Consider the following 24,907-nt stretch of genomic DNA (forward strand, 5'->3'; position numbering starts at 1 on the left):
GATTAAACTCCTTCATTCTAATAGGCTGTTTCGTAGACATTCTTGCTATAAGAGTAGTGGTTGATTTCCGCTCCAACCAACATTGAAGGGTGAATTTTTTATACCAAACTTCTTTAAAAACAACAATTTTTAAGAAAAGAGCGTTCTAATAAAAAGAAGCTTCTCCTGTTATGGAAAAGCTCCCTGATTTTATCGATTTGTAGTACAAATTTGACATGTAACCAATCAATCATTGTAGGAACGGATCTCATTAAATCACCTTTTCAACACTCCCAAATACTCTTCCCACGGTCCAACATCTGTCCTATATCTCTCTGACATCACGCGCACAATCTGTGAAATATGCGTTAAATCGTGCACGACCCATGTTGAAAGCAATTCACTTAGCTTCACTTCACCGAATGCAGGGTGTAGGCCCGTTAATTCAAACTGAGATTCCAATTCGAGTCGTCCATGTAAGTTCGAAATACTCTCTGCTCGAACCTTTTTGAACTCAGCTAGCTTTTGATCGATTGAGCTTTCAGCCACGTTCGTTAAGTGGGCATACCGATCAAATGGGGGGAAAGGCTTATTTACACCTTCCCTTAGTATCATTTCTAACCTTGGTATCCAGTTGGTTTTCTCACCCTCAATAAGGTGATCAACAACTTCAGATACATTCCACGTTCCTTCTCCTTCATTCGTTTGTAACCATCCGTCAGATAAACCATTTAGCAGCCCCTCTAATGTTTTCGGCGTCCGCTCAAGTACCTCGATGGCCTCATTCAGATTAAAGTTCATATGCCGTCCTCCTCTATGTCATAGTACAACATGCAATATACACAAAAGGTGTAGAGAAGTCACACTCCTCTACACCCGTTTCCTTTTACTCTTAACGTCGTTTACTCTCCTACCACCTAGCCGTCAACATCTTCCTTCTTGTATAGAATTCAACCCCATCAGATCCATTCGCATGGAGATCGCCATAGAACGAATTCTTCCATCCTGAGAATGGGAAGAACGCCATCGGTGCTGGCACCCCAATGTTCACACCAAGCATGCCAACTTCAATGTTCTCTCTAAAGTAACGAACGTTGCTGCCACTTTGCGTAAACAGGCAAGCGCCGTTTCCAAAGTCGGATTCATTTGTAAGCTCGATCGCTTCTTCTAGATTCTTCACTCGTACAATCGATAATACCGGAGCGAAGATCTCGTCTTTCCAGATTTGCATGGAGGAGTTCACGTGATCAAAGATGGTTGGTCCAATGAAGTACCCTTCATCGTTGTACGCTTCGTCATTACGGCCGTCACGGACGAGCGTTGCGCCTTCTTCCTGTCCTTTACGAATGTAGCTCTCCGTTCTTTCTTTGTGCTCTTTACGAATAACCGGTCCTAGGAATACATCTTCATCAAGACCGTTTCCGATTTTGATTTCATCTGCTTTTTCGTTCAGCTTCTGAAGCAGCGGTTCAACGACATCGTCTACTGCTACAACAACAGAACAGGCCATGCATCGTTCGCCTGCAGATCCGTAAGAAGCTCCGATGATTTCTTTAACAGCTGCATCAAGATCAGCATCTGCCATTACGATCGAATGGTTTTTCGCACCAGCAAGTGCTTGCACCCGCTTGCCGTTCGCTGCGCCAGTTTTATATACGTATTCTGCGACTGGTTGTGAGCCGACAAAAGAGATCGCTGGAACGTCTTTATGTTCTAATAGACCGTTTACGACGTCATGCGCACCGTGGACGATATTAAGGACGCCGTCCGGTAGTCCTGCTTCTTTAAAAAGTTCTGCTAACCGGTTTGCGAGTAATGGCGTACGCTCGGATGGTTTAAGAACGAACGTGTTACCCATTGCGATCGCAAGTGGGAACATCCAGCATGGCACCATCATCGGGAAGTTAAATGGCGTGATGCCACCAACAACGCCGACAGGATAACGGTACATGCCTGACTCTAAATTCGTTGCGATATCCGGAAGCTGCTTGCCCATCATTAACGAAGGTGCACCTGCTGCGAACTCCACGCATTCGATTCCGCGTTGCACTTCTCCTTGTGCTTCTTTAAAACTTTTACCGTTCTCCTGCGTTAGCAGTTTCGCTAGCTCGTCCCAGTTGTCGACAAGCAGTTGCTGGTATTTAAAAAGAATACGAGCGCGTCTTGGAACAGGTGTTTTGCTCCATGTTTTGAAGGTAGCCTTCGCTACTTTCACCGCTTCATCGAGATCTTCTCTCGTTGAAATCGGCACCTGTGCGAGCTCTTCCCCTGTTGCTGGGTTCGGTACAGATTGAAACTGATCCGTCTTAGCGTCTACCCATTTGCCATTAATGTAGTTTTGTAGAACATTCGTTGCAGTCGTTGTCATGTTAATACCCCTCCGGTTACACGTATTATCGAACTCTTTCTTCACTCGTAAACTGGTAGTTATAACAGAGCTGATACAGTTCTTCTAATTCCGCTTGCGTTGGTAAACGTGGATTATATGCAGGGCTTCCGCTGTCTAGTGCATCGGCTGCCATTTTGCTGATTGCGTTTTTGAATACCGTCTCGTCAATTCCCCATGATTTCAAGTTAGGAATCTCTAATGATGCGCAAAGGCTTTTCACGGAAGCGACCGCCACGTCTGCCGCTTCTTCATTAGATAATGGCACACTTCCCGGCTGGAACAAGCGTCCGAGATCAGCAAGGCGATCGGTGCAGGATTCTTTGCTGTATTCAAGAACGGCCGGAAGCAGCATTGCGTTTGAAAAACCATGCGGCACATGAAAGAGCGCACCGATTGGCCGCGACATGCCGTGCACAAGGCAGACGGAAGCATTTGTAAATGCCATGCCAGCCTGGAGAGCTCCCAAACTCATCGCTTCTCTCGCATCGAGATTCTCTCCATCAATGTAAGCGCTTTTAATGTTTTCGATAATTAGCTTCATGGCGGACAGTGCAAACGTATCTGTCATCGGATGAGCGCGTTTTGATAGATACGCTTCAATCGCGTGACTAAGGGCATCGATTCCTGTCGCCGCCGTAACTTGCTGCGGAGATGAAATTGAAAGTAACGGATCAACAATCGCAACAGCTGGCATGAAGGAAGGCTGTTTAATCATCATTTTCACATCAGTTGTTGTATTCGTTATGACGGTCACATCCGTTGCTTCTGAACCGGTACCCGCTGTTGTTGGAATGGCGAGATGCGGAATCGACGCCTTCTCAGCAATTGTTCTGTTTGCACGGTAGTCACCTATGTAACCTCCATTCGTGGCAAGAACCGCAATGGCTTTAGCCGTATCGATACAACTTCCCCCACCTAATGAAATGACAATCTCACAACTTGTGTTTTGAAAATGCACAAGCCCCTCTGACACATAGCTGTCCTTTGGTTCGGATTCCACACCGGTGTAAATTTCACTTTCGACACCCGCATGCTCCAGATATTTCTGACACTCTTTCACATAACCGAGACTCGTCATCACCTGATCACTAACAATTAGGGCTTTCTGACCGCGAAGAGCTGCTTCCGCGCCAATTTGTTTAAACGACTCTCTTCCATAGAGAATCGTTTGAGGTGTACGAAAAACCGCAAAATGTTCCAATTGATCACTCCTTTATTAATGCCATTGCTAAAGCAGGGTAAGAAGTAAGTGTGTGATTCTTGGAGTCTATGAAACTGAAAGCTACACCATTACCTTCCTTCTTGATTAAAGTATCTCATTCCTACCACAATTGATTAATCGTAGTAAATCTTTTACAATATTCATTTGTCATTTAGCTTGTCTGGATTGAAGTGAAGGAGATAAAGGAAAATCCCAACAATGAAAAACAATACACTCAGTGTAATGAGTAAGTATCCCCCACTCGTAAACAGTTCGTTAATGGCATTTGGTCCCCATCTATTACGTCCTATTCCCATGATAGCTGCTGTGATATATTGAGCAGATAGTAAGATTGAAGAGATAAGCAAGCACACAGAACCTATAATAACTTTCGAATAATCCATAGCTCCCTCCTTCCTTTCTCATTTCATCATACCTTATAATGTTGGTTTTGAAAATTCTGTTAATAACTAGCATTTAAACCAAAGATACTGCAGGCAAATTGCCTACAGTATCTTTGGTTACCAAGTCTCCCAGCCATACGTATGGTATTCCTTCGCGCCTGGGAGATGTGTGGTTGTTTTCATTTTTTTACGAAATTGTTTTTGAACCCTTCTCTTAGCTTTTGGGTCTTCTTTTTTGTACCAGTGACCGGTACCACGATTACGCGCTTTGAATAAACGCTCTCGCCCAGGATTCTTCATACGCTTGGTACTTTTAACCTTGAACTGACGTAAGGCTTCAGCTTCGTGTTGTTCATCATCCCATGCCACAACTTCAGCATAGCAATCAAAACAACGTATTGGATCGAAAACCAATCGTCCATCTTCTAACTTCACAATTATCCCTAGTGCACAGGGCATCATTTACACAATCATGTGTAGGCCCTTCATACACTTAAGGATCAAACACGTAGGATTTGATCAATTCCATCACCTCGTTTTATTTCTATCCATTATAAATGAATGAGTTGGTGGACTCAAATGCTTTTCGATTCTAGTAATTTATCCCTTTTAACATCTAGATTCTCTATCCAATTTTAGATAGACTCAATACTGTGCCAACGCATGACATAAAGAGAAATAAGGAAAGGTTGGGTTTATGAAAAAGAGATTACTCATGGTTAGCTTCATCTTCTTATTGAGTTTAACCGCATTCGAATCTGCTTATGCCGTTCATGAGAAGGAAAGCATCCATAGAGATTTGAAACCAAATTATAAAGACACCAACACGGCTCTTCTTTCAACAATGACTTATGGGGGCATGCCATTTAACATAAGTGAAACCCCATCGAAATTTGTCTCCACACACTTACAACCATTGGAAAATGGAAAGTATAGAGTAACTGTTACCAATGAATGGAAACGGATGCCTAATGTGAGAGAACGAGACCTCCTCATGTTCTACATCCAGAGTACAGGCGACAATTACGCGCTAGATAATGAAACACTAGAAGGGCAACAATACGTTCTTGCAGAGAACCTAAATACCGGTGAAATGAAAACCTTCACATATGAGTATATAAATACACCAAATGCAGATTCTGAACATTTTTCAGCTTCTTCATTTGGAGTCGTCATGTACCAGAACCTGAAGAACGATTGGGGTGAGTATAAAGTTCGGAGTATTTTTCAACGTCTTAGCGGAATCATTGAAGAGATTCCGAGTATACATACAAACTCGTTAGAAGTAGTTGGCGGGTTTAACCATCAGATTTATGAGGAAGACTGGAGTTTTCATGAAGCCATCGAAAATGCATTTGAGCCATCAGCAGAACATTCAAAGCTATATGATGGTTTTCTTCGAACAGAAACACAGGTCATTATGCGTTGATTTATGATACTAATCCATAATAAAAGGGACGTATGATTACACATATCGGGATCCGTTTTGCATTAAAAAAGCGACATCTTAATCAATAAAGATGTCGCTTTACATATGCTATAACACCTTTCATAATTGCCCGTTGGATTAAAATTTTTCTTACAACCACTCTTCTCCATGTTCCCGAATAAATCTAATTTCCTTTTGATAATGTTCATAATGCCCTTCGTCGATCATTTTTTGAAAAGCACGATCGCCTTGTTTGGCTTTTCTTGTCATGTATTTACATAACCCTTCTAATCGTAGCAATACCATCTCTAAATAGTCTTCTTCCAGTCCCACCATATCATAGGATTCAAAAAACAAGTTCACTCTTTGTTTGATACGATTGGCATCACGTGACGAGTCATAATGAACTGCCTCACCAGTTTCAGTATGATAATGCTTACTTAGAGGAACGCAAGTGTAAAGCGTATATACGATATCCCAAAGTCTCGGCCCAGGCCCAGCAACATCAAAATCAATAATACCAACCGGTTTTTTGTGATTATAAATAATGTTGTATACCGCAAAATCATTATGACATAGTACCTCATATGGTTTGGGGGTGTGATCGATTGGTTGAAAGTTTTGCATTGAAAAATCGCACACCGCATCATGATAAAGACGCAGCATTTTCGCAATGTCTTTTAAGGCATCATTAGACCACATGTATTCTTTTAAAGGATAATGACCAGCTTCTCCTTCAATGTATGATAAGACCTCTCTACCTTTTTCATCTATACCTAAAAACTTAGGAGCATGAGTGTACCCTTTGTTTTCCAAATGCTTTAAAAGCTTGTGGATTTCAGTACTCTCTGGCTTTCGTTCTCGTCGAACAGTATCTCCTGAACGATAGACGTTCGAGACATTCCCCCCTGTAAGCATTTCTTCGTTTTCGTAGTTTGACATCTAAAAATCCCCTTCCATTAGTAGAAAACCAGATTTCGGGATACTAAGATGTGTTTATTAGAGATGTGAAATTTCTTTAAAACACAAAAAAAAAGCAGATACAAAGGTATCCACTTGTTTTCTTAAGAATTAACACACCAAGCGTCCCTTGTTAATGATTTAAAAATAGACATACTTCACCCGTTGTCTTTACAGGTTCGTATTCTATTCGTTTAATTAATCATTACAAGGATGTCCACATGTTGAGTTAAATTCCCCTTCCATTTACATCTCTACTAATAATTGTATAGTTAATTTTTGCAATAATCAATAAAAATAATGATTTATGGTAGTGATTATCTAATTATCTCCTTTTCCTCTTTATAAAAGGCTCTTTTCGTAAACATTGTTGCTATAAGAGTGAAGGACTTCCGCTCCAGGATGCTCGCTTTCCGCGGGGCGGGCGCTGAGCCTCCTCGGCGCACAAAACATTGATCCTGTGGGGTCTCACCTGTCCCGCTAGTCCCGCAGGAGTCGAGCACCTTCCGCTCCAATCAGCGAAGTGGGGTTCTCTATAGAAAAGTCTTTTAAAAGCAACAATCTTATAGAAAGAGCCTTTTGTTAAGTAATCGCACTTGTTAAATGAACAACCTAATCCTGCGTAGACTAATAATTTTTATCCGTTGTTACATATTATTTCCGCAAAATCTTCTCCATCTTTTTCCCCTTTGCTAACTCATCGATCAGCTTATCTAAATAGCGAATTTCCTGCATCGTTGGTTCTTCGATGTCTTCCACTCGTATACCGCAGACCACACCTTTGATCATGGCCCGCGAAGGGTTCATACGGGGAGCTTCCGCAAAGAAGGTCTCAAAGTCTGTCTGTTTTTCCAATTGCGCTTCTAACTCTTCTTCACTATACCCAGTCAACCAACGGATGATTTCATCCACTTCTATTTTCGTACGTCCCTTTTTCTCCGCCTTCGTAACATAATGGGGGTAGACACTTGCAAAGCTCATTGTATAGATTTTATGTTTGGTCATCATACATCCTCCCTTAATGAATCCTTCTATAAAAAGGCTGTTTTCGTAAACATTGTTGCTATAAGTGTGAGAGGGATTTCCGCTCCAGGATGCTCGCTTTCCGCGGGGCGGGCGCTGAGCCTCCTCGGCGCACAAAACATTGCGCCTGTGGGGTCTCACCTGTCCCGCTAGTCCCGCAGGAGTCGAGCATCCTTCCGCTCCAATTAGATAAGTGTGGTTCTTTATACAAAACTTTTTTCAAAAGCAACAATCTTTTAGAAAAGATCCTATAAAAAAGAACATTTCCCTTCTTGCTGGAATGCTACTATTAATTAATGATTCTATTATAACGTTACTCTTTTGTTCGTTTGCTATCCCTTGATTCACCTTTTATACAAAAAAACCGCTACCTTTTATTAAGTGTAGCGGTTTACGCAATTGAATAGGAATTATCCTAAAAGCTCTATCCAGATCTTGATTGCCGTTCCCAGAATCAATAGTGCTAAAATAATCTGGAGAATTTTCGTATTTACTTTCTTCCCGAAGTTCGCTCCAAGTGGTGAAGCAATTAAGCTTGCTACAATCATCACAATGGCTGGTAGGAATAGGACCTGTCCAGTAAATACCTTACCTGCCGTCGAACCTATGGAAGAAATAAATGTTATGGCAAGTGATGATGCGATCGTCATACGAGTTGGGATTTTTAGAACTAACAGCATAATTGGTACAAGAATAAAAGCACCTGCTGCACCAACAATTCCTGCTCCAATACCAACTAGAAACGCAAATGTAGCTGCTAACCATTTGTTAAAGGTTACCTGATCCATCGGAATATCATCAATATCTTTCTTAGGAATGAACATCATGATTGCAGCAATGGTAGCAAGTATCCCATAGACGAGATTCACACCACCATCTGTCATGAATTTCGAGCCAAATCCACCGATAAAACTACCGATCAAAATGCTGATCCCCATGTAGATAATCAAAGTTTTGTTTAAATAACCGCCTTTTCGATACGCCCAAACACCACCGATTGTAGCGAATAGGACTTGAACTGCACTAATACCTGCCACTTCATGAGCAGTAAAAGCTGAAAGTCCTAAGAATGCCGGAATATAAAGAAGCATTGGGTATTTGATAATCGATCCACCAATTCCGACCATACCTGAAACGAAGGAACCGACGAAGCCGATTAGAAAGATGACGGTTAAGAAATAAATACTATAATCCATTTCCAAGTTTTCACCTTCTTATTTAAATAAGGACCCCGTAGGGCCCTTATTATTTTATTATGCTTTTTTAATCCAGAACTTTAGGACGCCGTCTTCTTCTGAATCTTGAAGTAGTTCATGGCCACCAGATTTCACCCATGCTGCAATATCACTTTTTGCACCTTTGTCTGTCGCATGAACTTCTAGTACTTCTCCTGAGTTTAATTCCTGAATTGATTTCTTTGTCTTCACGATCGGCATTGGGCATGCCATTCCTTTTGCGTCTAATACTTTAGTTGATTCCATTGTTATCCTCCTTATTATCCGTGAACCGCACAGCGGTTTGGTCCAATTTCCATATCTCTTTGTTCTTCGTTATCCGGGGTAACTTTCCCCATGTTCGTTTTTCTAATTTCTTCGTAAGCATTTGGCTGAGGAGGAAGGTTATCCGTGACCATGCTTCTGAACTTCTCTTCATCCTCAACTTGAAGACCTGAATTCTTCTCATAAAGATCTCCTAAACGTGCTGACACTTGTCCACCTTCACCTAGCTCACTAGAGAAAGAGAAGTGTGCGGGTAATACAATTAAATCATCCGAAAGCTCTTTGTAACGTTTGTATAACGTGTTACGAAGATCTCCTACCCAGTCTTCAGCTTTACCTGCAAGATCAGGTCGTCCAATGGACTTAACAAATAGAATGTCGCCTGTTAGAAGATACTGATTATCAATAATGAGTGACGTACTTCCAATCGTGTGACCAGGTGAATACAGTGGCTGTACTTTTACAGTCGTATTGCCAACAACAAGATCGTTACCTTCTTCAAGTGGTATATAGTCGAATGTTACTTCTGTAGCATCCTTTGGAGGAAGATTGTACGTTCCACCAACTTTTTCTGCTAAACCGCGTCCACCTGAGATATGATCGGCATGAAGATGGGTGTCGATTAAATGCTTAATTTGCACACCCTTGTCTTCAGCGAACCTTTCATAGTTACCAATCATTCTGTTGGCATCGACAATTGCAGCTTCGCCATCAGATTCAATAAAGTACGATAGACAACCTTTTCCTAGACGTACGAATTGATAAAGGCTTCCACCACTAGTAAGATCTGCGATTTTCGTCGGCTCTAAATGTTCACTCCATGCTTTCATTCCGCCTTCAAGCGAATAAACATCTGTAAAACCAGCTTCATCGAACATTTCTGCGACCATTTGTGAGGAACCGCCCTTTGCACAGACGACGATGATTTCCTGATCCTTACCAAGTTTATCTTCTACATCTTCAATTCCATCTAGCAAATTAAAGTACGGTTCATTGATCACATCTACTTTACCGCCTTCAATTTTCCAATCATCAAATTCATCCGTATTTCGAACATCAAGGATCGTTGTTTCTTCGTTATTGACAACTTTTTTTGCTATTTCGTTAGTTGTAATCGTCTTAACAGACAAACTGTAATCCTCCTTTGTTTAGAATGTTAATGAGATATTAGCATCCTTCGCATAGTCAATATATGAGGCTGCGCCGCCTACTTCAATTCCATCAATGAAATCTTCTTTTTCAAGATTCATAAGATCCATGGTCATCTGACACGCGATTAATTTAATATCTAACTCCTGCGCGATTCCGACCAATTCTTCAATTGATGGTACGTTTGTTCTTTCAAAGCCTTCCTGGAAGTGCTCTTTCCCTTCAGGAATCGGTAAGTTTTTGTGTCCTTCTTTATGAATTAAATTAAGACCTTCAAATGTAAAGAAGATACCTACTTCTGCATCAGAAGCTGCTGCTGCTGTTGCCACATTCAATACTTTATACGCGTCAAAAAGACTTCCGTTCGCTGCGATAATTGCTACTTTTGTATTAGCCATAATAAATTCCTCCGCTTTATAAATTAGTTGTTTTTCTCTGTTGGTCCCTGCCAGTCGGACATCCCCGGAACAATATTCTTCACGTTTTTATAGCCTTTTCCACTTAACTTTTGAGCAGCCAAATCACTGCGGTTACCCGTACGGCAAATCACGTGAATATCATCATCTTTGTTTAGTTCTTCATAACGTTCTTCTAGTTCCCCAAGGGGTATATTGACTGCACCTGGGATATGTCCGAATGCATATTCAGCAGGTTCACGAACATCTAGGATCGAAATGTTTTCTTCTCCATCTATCTTGCTGCGAAGTCCATCTAAATCAAGAACATTTTCATGTTTCTTTTCTTCGGACGTTTCTCCTTCACTTGCTTTTCTTATATAGTGCTTCAATACTTCGCCATCTTCCACAGTTCCTAAATATTGATGTCCTGTGGATTCGGACCATGCTTTAATATCTGCTGTTGATCCTTTATCAGTTGCTTGAACTTCAATCACTAGACCAGGATCCAAATTTTTTATTGCTTTTTTTGTTTTTACAATCGGCATCGGACAAGCCAAACCTTTTGCGTCCAATGTTTCATTTGCAACAAGACTCATCTTGAATCCTCCTTTATTTCTCTACTTCGTCTTTCCATTCAAGCATGCCGCCTGTCATATTACGTACGTTGTAGCCTTGCTCATCTAATAATTGGTATGCCTTTCCGCTTCGTCCACCTGAACGGCAAACCATAATATGTTCTTTTGATTGATCAATTTCATCAAGACGATCTGGTAATTCACCCAAAGGAATATGAGTTGCGCCAGAAATCTTACCCTGAGCCACTTCTTCGTCCTCTCGCACATCAATGATGCTTACATCTTCGTTACTTTTTACTTTCTTTGCTACTTCTTCTGGTTTAATTTCCTTCATGTTTCTTACCTCCTTGAGTATAGGTTATTACTTATTCCCTTAATTACTTAAAATCATCAGTACCCCAACGGGTATAAGGGACGTTAAAAAATATTAATTATTATTTGTTTAATATGTCGCCATTCTATACCCCTATGGGTATATTGTCAAACCCAGATGATCACTAAATTCAATCAACCTCCTTATGACGTTTTGCAACAATTCATTTGTTCTTCTTAAGTACTATTACCAATTAGCTTGTAGACTTAAACATGTAATATTTTTACGATTTATTCTACACGGTGTTTAAATGAAAGGCTGTTTTCATAAACATTGTTGCTATAAAGCGGTTGAATTCTGTTTCAAGATCCTCGCTTTTCGCAAGGCTGTGAGCTTCCTGAAACGCTTTAGGCGCTGCGGGATGTCACCTTTTGAAAGTATTTTGTTATAAAGAACCACGATTAGATGATTGAGCGGAAATCACCTCCTACTTTTATAACAATAAAGTATAGAAAAGAGCTAAATAAAAAAAGCCGTTCCGCTTTAATAGCGACTAACAGCATCGTACAGCTTATTTTATTAACTCCTATCTAATGAAATTTGATTGCTACAACCTTCTTTACATTTACAGAAAGTGATTAATAAATAATTAAGGGAACCCCATTTTGATAGGGTTCCCTTTTTTTAGCTCCAAAAAAGATCGAATTGTTGATAATAGCAAATATATCTTATATTAATAAAGAATGCTCATGTCTAAAATATCACGATTATTTTATGTACAAACAGGTAATGAAAACGTGAAAGTGTGGCAGTTCCCTTCTGACTTAACTCTAATTTTACCGTCATGGTGTTCAATGATTTCTTTAGATATTGCGAGTCCAAGTCCTGTTCCGCCTGAATCATTTCTTTCCCGCGAAGGATCAACACGATATAATCTTTCAAAGATCTTTTCTTTTGCTTCTAATGGAATTGCTTGCCCGGGACCTATGATAGACAGCGTATATCTTCCTTTTACTATTTCTCCTTTTATCGTAATTGGGCCAGTTCCTTCATAGTACTTTATAGCATTATCAAGTAAATTATTAATAACTTGTAGGATGCCCTCGTTATAAACCTTAACTATTCCTGTATCGACCTCGGTTTTCACTTTAATTCCTGCATTTTTTAATGACCAGCGAAACATCTCAACAGATTGCTCTACTAGCAATTGCATATTCATAGGTTCTTTCTCAGAGTATGATTGTTCTTTGAAATAATCCCATTCCTTCAATTGTTCAAGCTGTTCAACCATGTGTATAAGTCGTTCTGATTCACTATGAAGAGATTCATACATCTTTTGATCCCCTTCAACCACACCATCTTTCAAAGCACCAAGATATCCCTTTAGATTGGTTAATGGTGTACGGAATTCATGAGATAAATCAGAAATCAATTCTTTCCTATGTCTTTGTGTATCTTTTAATTGTTTAACAAGGTCATTGAAATGACCGATCAACTGTCCCATCTCATCCTTAGTATCCACTTGAATAGGTACGGGATATTGACCTTCTTTCATTCTTTTAGTAGATTCGATCAACTCTTTTAACGGACGTATTGTTTTCTTTACTAAGTAATAATGAATGAAGCTACCAATAAAGATCGCGGCAATACTAAATATCCATAAATATTGAAAAAGGGTTGAATTAAACAGATTTTGTTTCTGATCATTCCAGGTCCCTAATCCATCCGCCAAAAAACAAGCCGTGTTATAAATCGCCCAGCTACTCAATACAATAAACGTGCCCACGACAATAACATTAATAAGTGTCAAACGCCATAAAAATCGACTTGGAAGGACTGACTTTGTAAGTTTATTCCACAACAAATTTATACCCCATACCTCGAACTGTTTGAATACGTTCAGGAATACTAGGATTAGATTCAATTTTAGCTCGTAATTTCTTAATATGGGCATCAATCGTTCGATCCATTACCGTTTTATCTACATAGGGATATAATTGTTGAATTAGATCTTCTCTAGTTATAACCACATTAGGATTTTCCATAAAATGATACAGAAGATTGAATTCATGTTTTGTTAAGTTTAACTGTCTGTCATATAGTAATACTTCACCTTTTCGAGGTTTAATACATAACCCATTGTAGGTGAGCTTTTGACAAAATTGTCCTGTACGTCTTAGTACGGCTTCAACGTGAGCGATAAGTTCTTCTGGATCAAACGGCTTCGTCAAATAATCGTCCGCTCCCATCTTTAATCCATTGATCTTATCATCTGTTCGCGCTTTTGCTGATAGCATAATGATAGAAACTTCATTACGTTCTTGTTCCCGAACCCACTTACAGAATTCCTCTCCAGATAATTTAGGAAGCATTAAATCAAGAACGACTAGGCACGGATGATGTTCTAGAAAAACATCTTTTGCTGATTCTCCGTCATCAGCTTCTACAACCCGGTAACCTGCACCTTTTAAATAGATGGTAACAAGACTGCGAATCATTTGATCATCTTCTACCACTAGTATTGTCTGCTTCACCTAATTCACCTCTTGGCTATTGTGCTATATGCAAAGTTTACTTCATTTTCTCATATTCTTGTACCATGAGATCATAATTTAATGCACCCCTTGCTACGAACTGTATACGACCCTCTGAATCAATCATATATGAAGTTGGATAAGCACGTACTTGATAAGTATCAGAAACCTCAGAACTATCATCCATAACTACTGGAAATGTCATTTCGAACTCTTTTATAAACTTTTTAACTTCATCAACGCTCTCCTCTGTTTCTGTGAGGTTTACTGCTAATATTTCTACATCTTTGTCCTCATATAGCTTTTGAAAATCAGGAATCTCCGCTCTACATGGGGGACACCATGTAGCCCAAAAATTTACGATTACTCGCTCTCCTCTATAATCAGACAATTGGACGGTTTCACCATTTGGTGTCTGTAACGTAAAGTCAGGAGCAATTTGACCTTCATTTAATCCGACACTTTTCGATTTATTTTCCTCTTCATTACTAGATTGAATTGACTGTTGGGAGTTTAGTGAAGTACCGCTATTATTGGCTTCGTTAGTATCATCTGTGGAAATGGTAAAATCATAAACAGCCCAACCTAACATACCTAGTACCACGATAATAAAAATTGTTTTTTTCATTATTTTGTCCTCCTTAACCTAATTCTGATAACCATGTTTCTTGTACTAAATCAAGCAAAAATCCTGTTATTCGAGGCATTAACCCGAAAAACAAAATCAGTCCCATTATAATCATAATGACAGCACCGATTTTCATAATTACCTGACTATGCCTAACAATCCACCTTGTAGAACCAAGGAAGAAAGTTAAGATAAGAAATGGTAAAGAAAATCCAATTACATACATAACAGTATAAAAAATTCCATGCCCTGGATTACTCGCAGCCAATAATAGAATCGACCCAAAAATAGGACCGATACAAGGAGTCCAGCCAGCTGCAAAACCAAGTCCTACAAAAAATGTCCCAAGGTATCCAGCTGGTTTTTTAGAATAACGAAAACGCCTTTCTTTCATTAATGCAGGTATCGTAATCCATCCTGCAACAAACATACCCATAATGATAATAAAAATCCCAGCAATTCGCTGAATAAATAACCCAGAGTCACCTAGCAGTAGGTTTTGAGCCCATTGCCCTAAGAAAGATGCACTAGCACCTAAACTTATAAAAACAAGTGATACTGCTAGTAAGAAAAATAGGGAGTGGCTCAATAACTGACTACGAATTTTTGCATTCTTATTATTCTGCAACTCCTTTACACTAATCCCAGTTATATAGGACATATATGCAGGGAAAATTGGTAACACACAGGGAGACAAAAATGATAAAGCTCCAGCTCCGATTGCAAGGAACAACCCTACAATTAGAGCTGTATCTGATTCAATTCCTACCACCACGATCCCTCTTTCTTTTAGTTATTATGATTATTGACATGCTAATTAAATAGATTAGACATACGAACCAAGGAGCCATTAGATAACCAAATACAGTTACAAACGGCTGAGTAATACTTAATAGTAGCATTCCTCCAGACCACATCGTTACAATCACAACTATGAGAGTATGTACTTCTCTCCGTCCACGACTACTAATGAATAAGACCAGGAGAATACTAGATAAAACCAAGTATCCGAATGCAAACGAATTATTATTCCAAACAAGTTGAATAAATTCATACATAAATGATGCTACTAGAAAAACCAACAATAAAGATTCAATAAAGCGGGGCTCAACAATACGCCGTGAATTAGTCTTTATAAGATTGACGATGATGCTGATGACAACAGCTATATAAAATGCATGTGAGCTACTCGGATATGCTAATATCGCCAGTGGATCCTTGATAAAAACAAAAAAATTCACAATGATTTTTCCAATCCAAATAAAGATAATCAAATTAATAAGTTGTGAAACTATTTCTTCAACATGCTCTTTTCTTTTTTGCTTCGGTAAATCACTAATTATATAAAAGGTAATAAGTCCTATGATTAGACTTAAAGCAATTATGCCAATTGGTATTAACTTACTTGCACTCACCATTTGACGTTTCCTCCATTTCACTCTCTTTAGAGTCTTATCATACAAAGCTAGTATGAAAATTTGATGAAAATAACCAGGTTAAACCAACGGATTGGTCAATAACACAGTTCATACAATGATTCTATTGTGTATCTCCTTTATGTAGCAAGAATTAAAGCCTTATATAAAATTAGCGTGAGACCCCTCCCAATAGAAATCAAATATTTGAAATATATCAACAGGTTAATACTAACTAGCAACTACATAAAAAAAGCGTAATCTTTTCTAGATTAACGCTAGGCATTAGAAAAAGGAACTTCAATTGAAGTTCCTTTTTCCAGATTAATAAGGTATAGCGACCATTAGTCAATTCAAAAAATGTTACTTATACACTCTTTTCCATGACTGCAAAGTAATTGTCTTCATTATCTGCAAAATTAAATACTTTACCGGTAGGCATATTAACAATTTCTCCTACTTTGATATTTTTATTTGATAAATCTTCATATAATTTATCGAGATTTTCTGTGAAAAACATTAAAGAAGGGGTACCAAGATTTAATCCAGGCGACATTTTTGCAACAACTTCCTTATTATGAATAATGATACTCGTTTCCGAATCCTTTGTAGGGGAGATCTCAATCCATCTCATACCTTGACCATTAGTTTCTTCAGAAATTACACTAAACCCTACATTTTTCGTCCAAAAATCTACTGCCTCATCTTGATTATCAACATACAACATGATTTGACCAACTTTATTAATCATTCATATCCCTCCTAAATGTTTTGTTGTCCCTAGTTAATTCTACAACTTCGATCAGTAAACCTTTTAAATCTAAAATTCCAAAATCTATACAATTCACTCATCCGTCCCTTTTCAAAGCTTACTTAAACACCCCTTCTTCAAGCATTCTCCCTTCTCGCCACTCCGTAATCGTATAAGGTAGCTTATCCTGATAAGTAGAGTCATTTCCCCTTTGAGGACAAGGCTAATAAGTCCCCCCATGCTCCACTTCGTTTTAAACCATCTTTACTCAATAATCTCTCTGTCTTTTTTATTGGCTCTTTTTTAAAAGATTGTTGGTTTTGAAAAGGGATTTGTATAAAAAGCCACACTTAGCTGATTGTAGCGGAAGGGTGCTCGACTCCTGCGGGATTAGCGGGACAGGTGAGACCCCACAGGCGCAATGTTTTTGTGCGCCGAGGAGGCTCAGCGCCCGCCCCGCGGAAAGCGAGCATCCTGAAGCGGAAATCCCTCTCATTCTTATAGAAACAATGTTTACGAAAACAGCCTTTTAAAATGAAATTCGAGTTGTTATAACCTGATTATAAATGTGTCATTCTGTTTGCAAATCCTTTACGTTTGACCAATCCTCGCTTCAATTTACAGGTATAGGGGTATTCTATTTAATGAAGAATAGGACACAGAGAAGGTGTAACCACCTGAGAACGGTTAACAGACACGAAGCATTTATTTAGAAAGCAAACATGAGAGGCGATAGAAGAATGACACGTATACTAATGGGACTACTAGCGATTTTAATCATTAGTTTAATAAGTTTTGGGGGAGCTCATAAATGGGCTTCATCTAATAAAGATAGTTCAAACAAAAGTAAGTGGGTTGGTACATGGACGGCAAGCATGCAGGCGCCTGCTAAAGATGGAAATTCTCACGATGGATTTGAGGATCAAACCATTCGCTTAATTCTCCGACCACACATCGACGGGGATGAAATGCGCATTCGTTTATCAAATGAATTCGGCTCATTGCCATTATCAATGAAAGAAGTACGAGTAGCTGCTTCAAAGGAAGGGGCAAGCGTAGATGGTGAGACAGATCAGGTGATTACGTTCAATGGAGAAAAATCTGTAACCATTCCTGCAGGAGAAAAACAGTATAGTGATTCGATTAAATTTCCTGTGGATGCTGATCAAAACTTGACTGTTAGCTTATACGTTGATAAAAAAACAGGACCAACAACGTGGCATCAGCGTTCAACGCAAACGGTTTACATGTCTGAAAGTGGGAATCATGCAGCAGATGCTGAGGATTCGGCATACACATCGAAAGAGGAGGCCTGGTTCTGGCTCGACAGAATGGAGGTCGTTCCTAATGATTCCGTCAATGGTGCCGTTGTTGTGATGGGAAGCTCGATTGCGAATGGGAATAATTCGACGATGAGTGCAAACCATCGATGGCCTGATTATCTTGCCAATCGCATGAACGCAGAAGATGCTAAAGTGAAAATGTCTGTCTTGAATGCCGGTGTTTCCGCCAATCATTTAATCAATAGTGAAGCAGGAAAAGGTGAGAACGCACTCGCAAGGTTGAAGCGCGATGCTTTAAGTCAGAAAGGTGTAAAAGCTGTCATTCTCCATGAAGGTATTAACGATATTAGACACTATCCTGAATACGATTCAGAACAAATCATTGATCGAATGAAGCAAATTATTAAAGCAACCCATAAAGAAGGCCTTACAATATACGGAGGCACATTAACACCATTCAAAAAGTCCGGTATGTATACGGAAGAAGGCGAGAAAACACGTCAGGAAGTCAATGAATGGATTAGAACGAGCGGAGCCTTCGACGCTGTTATCGATTTTGACAAAGCGCTTAGAGATCCAGATGATCCTGAGAAATTTCTTTCAAAATATGACTCAGGTGACCACTTGCACCCGAATGATGATGGGTACAAAAAGATGGCTGAGACAGTTGATTTATCAAACTTTGAATAACATCCAAAATAAAATGCTGACGATCCATACTGGATTATCAGCATTTTATTATTTATGTATTTAAAATCGTGACTACGCTATATAAAAAAATTGCTGATACTGCCAAATAAATAAATCCAAGTTTGTTGTCTCTATCTTTATTCTTAATATTTGCTATACCGAATAATAGATACATTAAAACATAACACGAATACAATACTGCTAAAAACAGATCCTCAACAAAAAAATGATAGAATGTTATGCATATGACTCCGATGGCAAAAATACATTCACTTTTTCTAATAACTTCAAAGAACCCCGCCTTTTTAAATAGTAAATCTTTATTCCATATTCTATTCCTTTCGTTTCAGTTACGAAAATCGAGCACTTGCTTTTTCTATTAGAAATTTTAGTAACGAGTAGATAAGAAAAGCGATGATAAAGAATAGACAAATATCCATTAAGAACCACTTTAGAATAAAGGGATCTTCAAATAAGCTATAATCTACTTTCATCATTTCATATACTTTCTCAGTAATACGATTAGTAGCAATAATTGTAATGAAAATGGCTAAGAACTCTTTCACAATACCCACCCCGATCTTTGTACAAAATGAGTATGACATTTTGTTGCTATAAGAGGAGTGATTGATTTCCGCTCCTGGATGCTCGCTTTCCGCGGGGCGGGCGCCATGGAAACTGGTTTCTCACAGAGTCCGTACAATGACAGGTGTAGCAATGGGAAAAGCGGCGATGGGATTGTTTATCGTCATTACGCTTTTGGTCGGGACTATTCGTGATGCGATTCCGAAGCTGGCAGCCTTTTTTCAAAGTCACTTGCAGTCGTAGTTATTGGCGGACTGTTTGGAATGACAGATAGAAACGTAGCGAATTAACACCCATTGAGTCAAGTCATTATGGAAGTAGTTTAGATAATTAAAAAAGGTTCTAACAGTGTATAACAAACCACCGTTAAAACCTTTTGATTTAGATCTCCTTTTCTTCCTCACAAATCATTCTATCTATTCTCAACTATGACTCTCTTTCTTATCTTGGTTATTATTATCTGTTACAACCTTTGCAACTTGAATTTGAAATCGATTTAAGAAGACAACTATTAACTTAACCAGAGCAAATAGAAAAATAGTTTGTATCAGAACAATTATCCACAAGATCATTTCAGTATTCAATTCATAATCTCCCTTCTTCTTAACTACTTTTAAGTTTTGAGCCTTCTTTGATAATGTTATTTGTAAGCTTTCTTATCGACTTTAGTACAGGAAGAGTTCCCATAACTAGAACAATACATCCTGCAATCAGAAAGAATTGCATTATATCAGCTACTGTGAAGTTTGAAGTAACCATTTGAGCAGTTGAGTAGTTATATATATACATTAGGATTAATACCATTATTAAATTCCTTAGAACTAATAACCAGCTAAGACGATGATCTCCCATGATACCTCCACATCCACAATTGAATTCTTTCCTTCCTTTTAATAAATTGAACACCATTGCGTAACTATACAACACAAGTAAGAACACTAAGAAAGTGATTGAAATCCAAGGAAACATACCAATGATTAGTAGTAAAGAAGATACTAATTCGATTGCGACTTCAACTCGAGAGAAGGGTCTCGCAAAACGATCTGGTAAAATCTCATAGCTCTTTACTGCTACAACATGTTTGGTAAAGTTCACTAGTTTTTCAATTGCAGAAGATAGAAAAATCAAGCCAAGAACTAGTTGTAATAGTAAAGTTAGCTCAACCATTTATACATATACCTCCTCCATAGAATCGGTAAATAGATTAGCCTGTGCTTTATACATTTCCCTGTAGCACCCATCCATTTCTATTAGTTGTTTATGAGTTCCTACTTCTACTATCTCACCGTTTTTCATTACTACTATTCTGTCAGCGACCATTGCAGCGGACATACGGTGAGAGATAAAGAAAGCCGTTTTATCAAACGTGAATTTCTTGAAATTCCGGAACATTTCTAGTTCAGACATTGGATCAAGTGCAGAGGTTGGTTCATCTAATATCATCACCTTTGAATCTTTGAATAATGCTCTTGCCATAGCTACTTTTTGCCATTGCCCTCCTGATAGATCTTCACCTTCTTTTAAGAACTTTCCAAGTATGGTGTCATAATTGTGTTCGAATGCGAGAATATCGTTATGAATACCTGCATCCTTTGCAGCGGATTCCATTTTCTCGTAGTTGTCTTGATCATTTACATTGCTCACTACTATATTTTCTTTAATCGAAAAAGGATATTTAATGAAGTCCTGGAAAATAACTGTCGTGTTATCAGATAAGGATTTCTTCTTAATGTTATTAATCTCAGTATCATTAAAGTAAATGTCGCCTTCAGTTACTTGATACAACCCAAGCAAACACTTGATTAAGGTTGTTTTCCCAGAGCCGTTATGTCCTACAATTGCAATCTTCTCTCCAGCATTAATACGAAGTGAAATATTGTTCAATATTCTATGCTCACTATTAGGATAGCGAAATGAAACATTCGCCAACGTAATACTCGAAACGATATCAGGAAAATCTTTCAAATCATGTTGATTTCCTTGCATCTTCATATCTTGTGACTCCATGAAACTGAAGTAATCATTTATATATAAACTATCTTCCACAAATTGAGCCATATTCATGGAAATTTGATTAACTGCATCCTGTGTATTATGTACAGCTTGACCTATCGCTACGAACTCACCAATTTTCACCGTAGCTGTTTTTGTTAGCCAAATAATAATACCTGCTGCTCCAGTATAGAAAAGGCCAGTCAATCCATCTAATAGAATTTCTGCTCTTTTTTGTTTCTTCAATAAAACCAGTGATTGTTCCGCGTTCGTTAAAAATGTAGTTGACCATTTATTCACAAAATAATCTGCTAAACGAAACGTCCTAATTTCCTTCGCATTTTCACGCCCGGTTAACAACCGTCGCATGAAACTTGCTTCTCTTGCCCGAGGGGTTAACATTAAATTTAGCATGAATTGTTTATTCCCATAGTAAGATTTCACTATAAACGAAGGGATAAAAATCAAGATACTTATAACCAATAGAGACCAGTGTATCTGAAATAAGAAAGTCATTAATGATACCAACGTTATGAGTGCAGTAAGAATACCAAAGGAACTAATAATTGGAGATAAAAATTTCGAGCCAGAGTTACTTTCGATCCTTTCCAGATGATTATAGAATTCAGGATTATCGTAATAAGAATAGGGAACTTGGTTTGCGCGAATTGAGATCTCTTTTTTAAGTTCATGATCCAACTGAATGCCAATCTTATGATCATAATAATCCTTAACATGATTCACTATAGAACTAAGTAACATAATTAAGAATTGTGCTCCTAGTAACATTAAAGCGAGTGAATAGGCATCTGAATTACCAGTTATAATTAACGAGACTTTATTTACAAGTTCTTTGGTAATGTATATTGATAGAATTGGGAATAAGCCAGTAATAATGCTTACTCCTAGTGATAGTAAAATCCAGTACTTCCCCATTCTCCAAACAAATTTCAAACCCTTTATCATATTGCTTGTTCTCATTTTAACACCCTAATTTCTATAGATTTTATGCACTTCGCCTTCCTTATTTAGATCTATGTAGAGAGGGTATGTAGTCGTTCCTAATTGCTCAAGTTGCTCTAGAAATAATGGTTTGATTTCAAAGTGGTGCTGATATGTATTAGCAAATTGCGTAAACTCTTCTTCTAATATGGCGTCAGCGAAAAACAACATTTCGTGTTTCAAATGCTTTTCTTTCCTCACAATTGCATCTAATTCTTCATGACATACCTTACAGCTCGGAGAGGTCAACATAACAGTTGTTTTCCTATCAATAGGAGTTTCCAATCTGAGGAATTGGCTCATGTTCAAATGATTTAGTGGATGAGTATTAAACGAAAGAAACTCTACTTCAGGCAATAAATTTATTTGCTTTTTAAGAAGCAAAGTTTGATACATCAAGAACGCAAACAATATAGCCCAAGAAATGGCTAATAATGTCATAATTTGACCTCCAATTCAAAATGAAAGCTAAGAGCGTAATATACTCTTAGCTTTCTATTTAAGTATGAGAGAATTAACAGCAACCTCTTTTATACTTAGTCCCATTTGGGAAAACTTCGTACATCGTGTAATATCTTCTAGTTTCTGGACAGTAATCGGAAGCACAAACATATTGGTTATTTGGTTTCACAATTGAGCCAAGCCCTAACATCTTACTAAATGCATTTAACATCTTTTCACCTCCCCTCAGTTTCGGAACTTTCATTTTGTTTTAATAAATGAAAGGGACTACCACTCTCTATAGACTTAATATCGGTGTCCCTCTTTGAATCTGAACTTGATTTCACTGATAACATATTCTCCTCCACCCCTCTAAGAGCTAATTTAGCGGACAGGATGGAGACCGTAAAAAAAAATACAGGTAGAAATGTAATCCATGGGTAACCGGTCCAAATAAATTGCCACCAATTCCCAATCAATCCCGACCATTCATTCGATAACGATACAAACCGCGAAATTTGGAAGTGATCGGCTTTGGGTACCGAGCCTCCGATAAACACATTTAATATACCTAGATGTGCCATTAATAATAGTGTTTGTATATATTCTCTAATGAAAACAACGAATAGCTGTGGTTTTAAATGCGGAATAATATGCTTGATTAGAATATGAAATCTTCTGCCACCAAGACTTCTCACTCCTTCAATAAATTCAAATGTAAGTATACGATCCGTTTCATTGATAATTAATACTGTGGTAGTTGGTAGGGAAACGATTATTAATACAACCAAGCTAATGATTACTCGCTCATTAAACGTTAATGAAAAGCTCTGAGTAAAATGAAATTCAAATAACAAAAACCAGCTTAATAGAAAATAACTAAGTAATACGGCTGGAAAATAATTAAAGGCCTCAACGCTCCAAACAATGATTTTCTTTAACTTACCTAAATAAATTCTTATCACAAGCCCGATTAAGAGAGAGACTAACAATCTCACTAATGCAATGATTAACGCTCCACCTAAGGTGTATTTCGCCCCGGTTAAAATCACAAAAAACAAGTCTCGACTAAAGTTATCTGTTCCGAATGGAGGGTGCTCTACTGGGCTATAAGGAGGAGATAGTAACTCCTGCTTTTCGTTGTAAAGTAAATCTACTTCTGGAATTGCATCCCCTGCAATGAAGTAATACCCCATGCTCGAAAAGAACAAGATGATTAGGACAGATGAACCTAGCAAAAATTTCTGATTGGAAATTATATTCGTCCCCATTAGGTTCCAATCTCCTCCTTTCCAAATAGTTTAGAGATTGAAATCTGAGAAACGGTTAAAATCACAAAAAATGGGATATAAATCATAATTAAGCTTAGTGCTAGAGTTTGAGGACTCGGAAATTCTAAAATAAAGTGAGAAATTCCATAAACATTAAATAATCTTTCCAAGATGATCAAGTTAGATAAGAGTATCCAAATGATCGGCTTTATGTGGTTCATTAATCCAAATGCAGCGTTTCTCATTATGTGATAACCGAAAATGACAGTCTTCCCCATGCCTTTTCCTATAGCCAAGGTTACATATGGCTTTTCCAATTCTTGATGAACCATTAAAACAGACACTTTCCAAAAGAACAATGAAGGAAGAAACGCCAAAATAATAATTGGAAGTAGATATACCCTCTCGTAAGAACCTGCAACTGAGAATAATAAGATGTCCGTATGCTTATAAATCAAAATTGTTATGTATTGCACTACAAAAATTACAAAAATATCTGGTAGCGCTTCCAAAAAAGACAGCGAATTAGCAAATGGTCTAGTGATTTTTTTCGGAAGGATATAGCTTATGTACGAAAGTCCAATCCCACTAAAGACCGTTACAAAAAATGCAGCCAATAAGATTGTAATGGAATAATTATAGTAGTTCCAAAATGTCGGGAAAACACGAAATTCTGTTTGTTCATAAATCGTTTCAGCTATCATTTCTTTGGGGTTTAGTAGAGATTTAGTTGTTAGAACAAGATTACTTTGGAAACTCCCCCACCCAAAAGCAAATCCGTTAATAAACATTCCTAGAAAAGATGAAACAATAATGATCCCTATGATTACCAGAAAAAATTTTATGAGCTGATATAAAACATTCTTAGCCAAAAAACCGCTCCTGTCCTATAACTAAATCACCTTTGATGTATTTATTATTAATAGAATTTTCTTACAATTATTAGTATATACAAGAACTGCAATGATTTGTATTGGGAAATATACGCATTTAATC

The 24,907-nt window shown here is 38.1% G+C and carries 27 protein-coding genes; 2 read left to right on the forward strand and 25 right to left on the reverse strand.

Annotated elements, in window-relative coordinates; translation table 11 throughout:
* Window positions 1-255: 255 nt before the first annotated feature.
* From FBF83_RS05585 to FBF83_RS05605, 5 genes are all read right to left on the reverse strand, one after another.
* Window positions 256-780, reverse strand: coding sequence for a DinB family protein (locus tag FBF83_RS05585; protein WP_136946113.1), 525 nt, complete (start codon window positions 778-780; stop codon window positions 256-258).
* A gap of 109 nt (window positions 781-889) precedes the next feature.
* Window positions 890-2,347: a CoA-acylating methylmalonate-semialdehyde dehydrogenase gene (locus FBF83_RS05590; protein WP_136946114.1), complete on the reverse strand. Its 1,458-nt coding sequence runs from the start codon at window positions 2,345-2,347 to the stop codon at window positions 890-892.
* Between the two features lie 25 nt (window positions 2,348-2,372).
* On the reverse strand, window positions 2,373-3,569 hold the full coding sequence (locus FBF83_RS05595) for an iron-containing alcohol dehydrogenase (protein WP_136946115.1): 1,197 nt from the start codon (window positions 3,567-3,569) through the stop codon (window positions 2,373-2,375).
* A 161-nt stretch (window positions 3,570-3,730) separates the two neighbouring features.
* Window positions 3,731-3,973: a hypothetical protein gene (locus FBF83_RS05600; protein ID WP_136946116.1), complete on the reverse strand. Its 243-nt coding sequence runs from the start codon at window positions 3,971-3,973 to the stop codon at window positions 3,731-3,733.
* A 117-nt stretch (window positions 3,974-4,090) separates the two neighbouring features.
* Complete coding sequence (locus FBF83_RS05605; RefSeq protein ID WP_136946117.1) at window positions 4,091-4,435, reverse strand: hypothetical protein; 345 nt, start codon at window positions 4,433-4,435, stop codon at window positions 4,091-4,093.
* 235 nt (window positions 4,436-4,670) lie between these two features.
* Here FBF83_RS05605 and FBF83_RS05610 point away from each other — a divergent pair, with 235 nt between their 5' ends.
* Entirely contained in the window at window positions 4,671-5,402 is a 732-nt protein-coding gene (locus FBF83_RS05610) for a hypothetical protein (protein ID WP_136946118.1), read from the forward strand.
* A gap of 150 nt (window positions 5,403-5,552) precedes the next feature.
* Here the strand turns inward: FBF83_RS05610 and FBF83_RS05615 are convergent, their stop codons facing one another.
* The 14 genes from FBF83_RS05615 to FBF83_RS05690 all read right to left on the reverse strand — a co-directional run bounded on the left by FBF83_RS05615 (window position 5,553) and on the right by FBF83_RS05690 (window position 16,647).
* The gene (locus FBF83_RS05615; RefSeq protein WP_136946119.1) at window positions 5,553-6,344 is read right to left on the reverse strand and encodes a phosphotransferase; all 792 of its coding nucleotides are present in this window, start codon (window positions 6,342-6,344) and stop codon (window positions 5,553-5,555) included.
* A 672-nt stretch (window positions 6,345-7,016) separates the two neighbouring features.
* Window positions 7,017-7,367, reverse strand: coding sequence for a DUF2200 domain-containing protein (locus tag FBF83_RS05625; protein ID WP_136946121.1), 351 nt, complete (start codon window positions 7,365-7,367; stop codon window positions 7,017-7,019).
* 428 nt (window positions 7,368-7,795) lie between these two features.
* Window positions 7,796-8,581 carry a sulfite exporter TauE/SafE family protein gene (locus tag FBF83_RS05635; protein ID WP_136946499.1) on the reverse strand — a complete coding sequence of 262 codons (786 nt, stop codon included), beginning with the start codon at window positions 8,579-8,581 and terminating at the stop codon, window positions 7,796-7,798.
* A gap of 57 nt (window positions 8,582-8,638) precedes the next feature.
* Window positions 8,639-8,866 (reverse strand): sulfurtransferase TusA family protein, encoded by a 228-nt coding sequence (locus FBF83_RS05640; protein ID WP_136946123.1) that lies wholly within the window; start codon window positions 8,864-8,866, stop codon window positions 8,639-8,641.
* Between the two features lie 14 nt (window positions 8,867-8,880).
* The gene (locus tag FBF83_RS05645; RefSeq protein ID WP_136946124.1) at window positions 8,881-10,014 is read right to left on the reverse strand and encodes an MBL fold metallo-hydrolase; all 1,134 of its coding nucleotides are present in this window, start codon (window positions 10,012-10,014) and stop codon (window positions 8,881-8,883) included.
* An 18-nt stretch (window positions 10,015-10,032) separates the two neighbouring features.
* Window positions 10,033-10,431, reverse strand: coding sequence for a DsrE/DsrF/DrsH-like family protein (locus FBF83_RS05650; protein WP_136946125.1), 399 nt, complete (start codon window positions 10,429-10,431; stop codon window positions 10,033-10,035).
* Between the two features lie 23 nt (window positions 10,432-10,454).
* Window positions 10,455-11,027 (reverse strand): sulfurtransferase TusA family protein, encoded by a 573-nt coding sequence (locus FBF83_RS05655; protein ID WP_136946126.1) that lies wholly within the window; start codon window positions 11,025-11,027, stop codon window positions 10,455-10,457.
* Between the two features lie 13 nt (window positions 11,028-11,040).
* Window positions 11,041-11,340: a rhodanese-like domain-containing protein gene (locus FBF83_RS05660; protein ID WP_136946127.1), complete on the reverse strand. Its 300-nt coding sequence runs from the start codon at window positions 11,338-11,340 to the stop codon at window positions 11,041-11,043.
* Between the two features lie 751 nt (window positions 11,341-12,091).
* Window positions 12,092-13,183 carry a sensor histidine kinase gene (locus FBF83_RS05665; RefSeq protein ID WP_136946128.1) on the reverse strand — a complete coding sequence of 364 codons (1,092 nt, stop codon included), beginning with the start codon at window positions 13,181-13,183 and terminating at the stop codon, window positions 12,092-12,094.
* Entirely contained in the window at window positions 13,170-13,853 is a 684-nt protein-coding gene (locus tag FBF83_RS05670) for a response regulator transcription factor (protein ID WP_136946129.1), read from the reverse strand. The genes FBF83_RS05665 and FBF83_RS05670 overlap by 14 nt, the downstream gene beginning before the upstream one ends.
* Before the next feature lie 37 nt (window positions 13,854-13,890).
* Complete coding sequence (locus FBF83_RS05675; protein ID WP_136946130.1) at window positions 13,891-14,481, reverse strand: peroxiredoxin family protein; 591 nt, start codon at window positions 14,479-14,481, stop codon at window positions 13,891-13,893.
* Between the two features lie 13 nt (window positions 14,482-14,494).
* Window positions 14,495-15,253 carry a cytochrome c biogenesis CcdA family protein gene (locus FBF83_RS05680; RefSeq protein ID WP_136946131.1) on the reverse strand — a complete coding sequence of 253 codons (759 nt, stop codon included), beginning with the start codon at window positions 15,251-15,253 and terminating at the stop codon, window positions 14,495-14,497.
* Window positions 15,240-15,899 (reverse strand): hypothetical protein, encoded by a 660-nt coding sequence (locus tag FBF83_RS05685; RefSeq protein WP_136946132.1) that lies wholly within the window; start codon window positions 15,897-15,899, stop codon window positions 15,240-15,242. The genes FBF83_RS05680 and FBF83_RS05685 overlap by 14 nt, the downstream gene beginning before the upstream one ends.
* A 364-nt stretch (window positions 15,900-16,263) precedes the next feature.
* Window positions 16,264-16,647: a VOC family protein gene (locus FBF83_RS05690; RefSeq protein WP_136946133.1), complete on the reverse strand. Its 384-nt coding sequence runs from the start codon at window positions 16,645-16,647 to the stop codon at window positions 16,264-16,266.
* A gap of 740 nt (window positions 16,648-17,387) precedes the next feature.
* Here FBF83_RS05690 and FBF83_RS05700 point away from each other — a divergent pair.
* Window positions 17,388-18,620, forward strand: a complete 1,233-nt coding sequence (locus FBF83_RS05700; RefSeq protein ID WP_136946135.1) for an SGNH/GDSL hydrolase family protein — start codon at window positions 17,388-17,390, stop codon at window positions 18,618-18,620.
* 350 nt (window positions 18,621-18,970) lie between these two features.
* On the opposite strand, the gene FBF83_RS05705 is transcribed toward FBF83_RS05700, so the two are convergent.
* The 6 genes from FBF83_RS05705 to FBF83_RS05730 form a co-directional block, all read right to left on the reverse strand.
* The gene (locus FBF83_RS05705; protein WP_136946136.1) at window positions 18,971-19,186 is read right to left on the reverse strand and encodes a hypothetical protein; all 216 of its coding nucleotides are present in this window, start codon (window positions 19,184-19,186) and stop codon (window positions 18,971-18,973) included.
* A 622-nt stretch (window positions 19,187-19,808) separates the two neighbouring features.
* Window positions 19,809-20,372: a MauE/DoxX family redox-associated membrane protein gene (locus FBF83_RS05710; protein WP_136946137.1), complete on the reverse strand. Its 564-nt coding sequence runs from the start codon at window positions 20,370-20,372 to the stop codon at window positions 19,809-19,811.
* A complete protein-coding gene (locus tag FBF83_RS05715) occupies window positions 20,373-22,178 on the reverse strand; it encodes an ABC transporter ATP-binding protein (RefSeq protein ID WP_136946138.1) in 1,806 nt (601 codons plus the stop codon).
* 9 nt (window positions 22,179-22,187) lie between these two features.
* Window positions 22,188-22,640: a hypothetical protein gene (locus tag FBF83_RS05720; protein ID WP_136946139.1), complete on the reverse strand. Its 453-nt coding sequence runs from the start codon at window positions 22,638-22,640 to the stop codon at window positions 22,188-22,190.
* 236 nt (window positions 22,641-22,876) lie between these two features.
* Entirely contained in the window at window positions 22,877-23,911 is a 1,035-nt protein-coding gene (locus FBF83_RS05725) for an ABC transporter permease subunit (protein ID WP_136946140.1), read from the reverse strand.
* Complete coding sequence (locus tag FBF83_RS05730) at window positions 23,911-24,783, reverse strand: ABC transporter permease subunit (RefSeq protein WP_136946141.1); 873 nt, start codon at window positions 24,781-24,783, stop codon at window positions 23,911-23,913. The genes FBF83_RS05725 and FBF83_RS05730 overlap by 1 nt, the downstream gene beginning before the upstream one ends.
* Window positions 24,784-24,907: the final 124 nt, after the last annotated feature.

It is taken from the genome of Guptibacillus hwajinpoensis (assembly GCF_005144865.1).
In the GTDB taxonomy this organism is placed as follows: Bacteria; Bacillota; Bacilli; order Bacillales; family Guptibacillaceae; genus Guptibacillus; species Guptibacillus hwajinpoensis_A.

Coding starts and splice junctions, on each gene's coding strand:
- FBF83_RS05585 (WP_136946113.1), bottom strand. CDS start 780: ATGAACTTTAATCTGAATGAGGCCATCGAGGTACTTGAGCGGACGCCG.
- FBF83_RS05590 (WP_136946114.1), bottom strand. CDS start 2,347: ATGACAACGACTGCAACGAATGTTCTACAAAACTACATTAATGGCAAA.
- FBF83_RS05600 (WP_136946116.1), bottom strand. CDS start 3,973: ATGGATTATTCGAAAGTTATTATAGGTTCTGTGTGCTTGCTTATCTCT.
- FBF83_RS05605 (WP_136946117.1), bottom strand. CDS start 4,435: ATGATGCCCTGTGCACTAGGGATAATTGTGAAGTTAGAAGATGGACGA.
- FBF83_RS05610 (WP_136946118.1), top strand. CDS start 4,671: ATGAAAAAGAGATTACTCATGGTTAGCTTCATCTTCTTATTGAGTTTA.
- FBF83_RS05615 (WP_136946119.1), bottom strand. CDS start 6,344: ATGTCAAACTACGAAAACGAAGAAATGCTTACAGGGGGGAATGTCTCG.
- FBF83_RS05625 (WP_136946121.1), bottom strand. CDS start 7,367: ATGACCAAACATAAAATCTATACAATGAGCTTTGCAAGTGTCTACCCC.
- FBF83_RS05635 (WP_136946499.1), bottom strand. CDS start 8,581: ATGGATTATAGTATTTATTTCTTAACCGTCATCTTTCTAATCGGCTTC.
- FBF83_RS05640 (WP_136946123.1), bottom strand. CDS start 8,866: ATGGAATCAACTAAAGTATTAGACGCAAAAGGAATGGCATGCCCAATG.
- FBF83_RS05650 (WP_136946125.1), bottom strand. CDS start 10,431: ATGGCTAATACAAAAGTAGCAATTATCGCAGCGAACGGAAGTCTTTTT.
- FBF83_RS05655 (WP_136946126.1), bottom strand. CDS start 11,027: ATGAGTCTTGTTGCAAATGAAACATTGGACGCAAAAGGTTTGGCTTGT.
- FBF83_RS05660 (WP_136946127.1), bottom strand. CDS start 11,340: ATGAAGGAAATTAAACCAGAAGAAGTAGCAAAGAAAGTAAAAAGTAAC.
- FBF83_RS05675 (WP_136946130.1), bottom strand. CDS start 14,481: ATGAAAAAAACAATTTTTATTATCGTGGTACTAGGTATGTTAGGTTGG.
- FBF83_RS05685 (WP_136946132.1), bottom strand. CDS start 15,899: ATGGTGAGTGCAAGTAAGTTAATACCAATTGGCATAATTGCTTTAAGT.
- FBF83_RS05690 (WP_136946133.1), bottom strand. CDS start 16,647: ATGATTAATAAAGTTGGTCAAATCATGTTGTATGTTGATAATCAAGAT.
- FBF83_RS05700 (WP_136946135.1), top strand. CDS start 17,388: ATGACACGTATACTAATGGGACTACTAGCGATTTTAATCATTAGTTTA.
- FBF83_RS05710 (WP_136946137.1), bottom strand. CDS start 20,372: ATGGTTGAGCTAACTTTACTATTACAACTAGTTCTTGGCTTGATTTTT.
- FBF83_RS05715 (WP_136946138.1), bottom strand. CDS start 22,178: ATGAGAACAAGCAATATGATAAAGGGTTTGAAATTTGTTTGGAGAATG.
- FBF83_RS05720 (WP_136946139.1), bottom strand. CDS start 22,640: ATGACATTATTAGCCATTTCTTGGGCTATATTGTTTGCGTTCTTGATG.
- FBF83_RS05725 (WP_136946140.1), bottom strand. CDS start 23,911: ATGGGGACGAATATAATTTCCAATCAGAAATTTTTGCTAGGTTCATCT.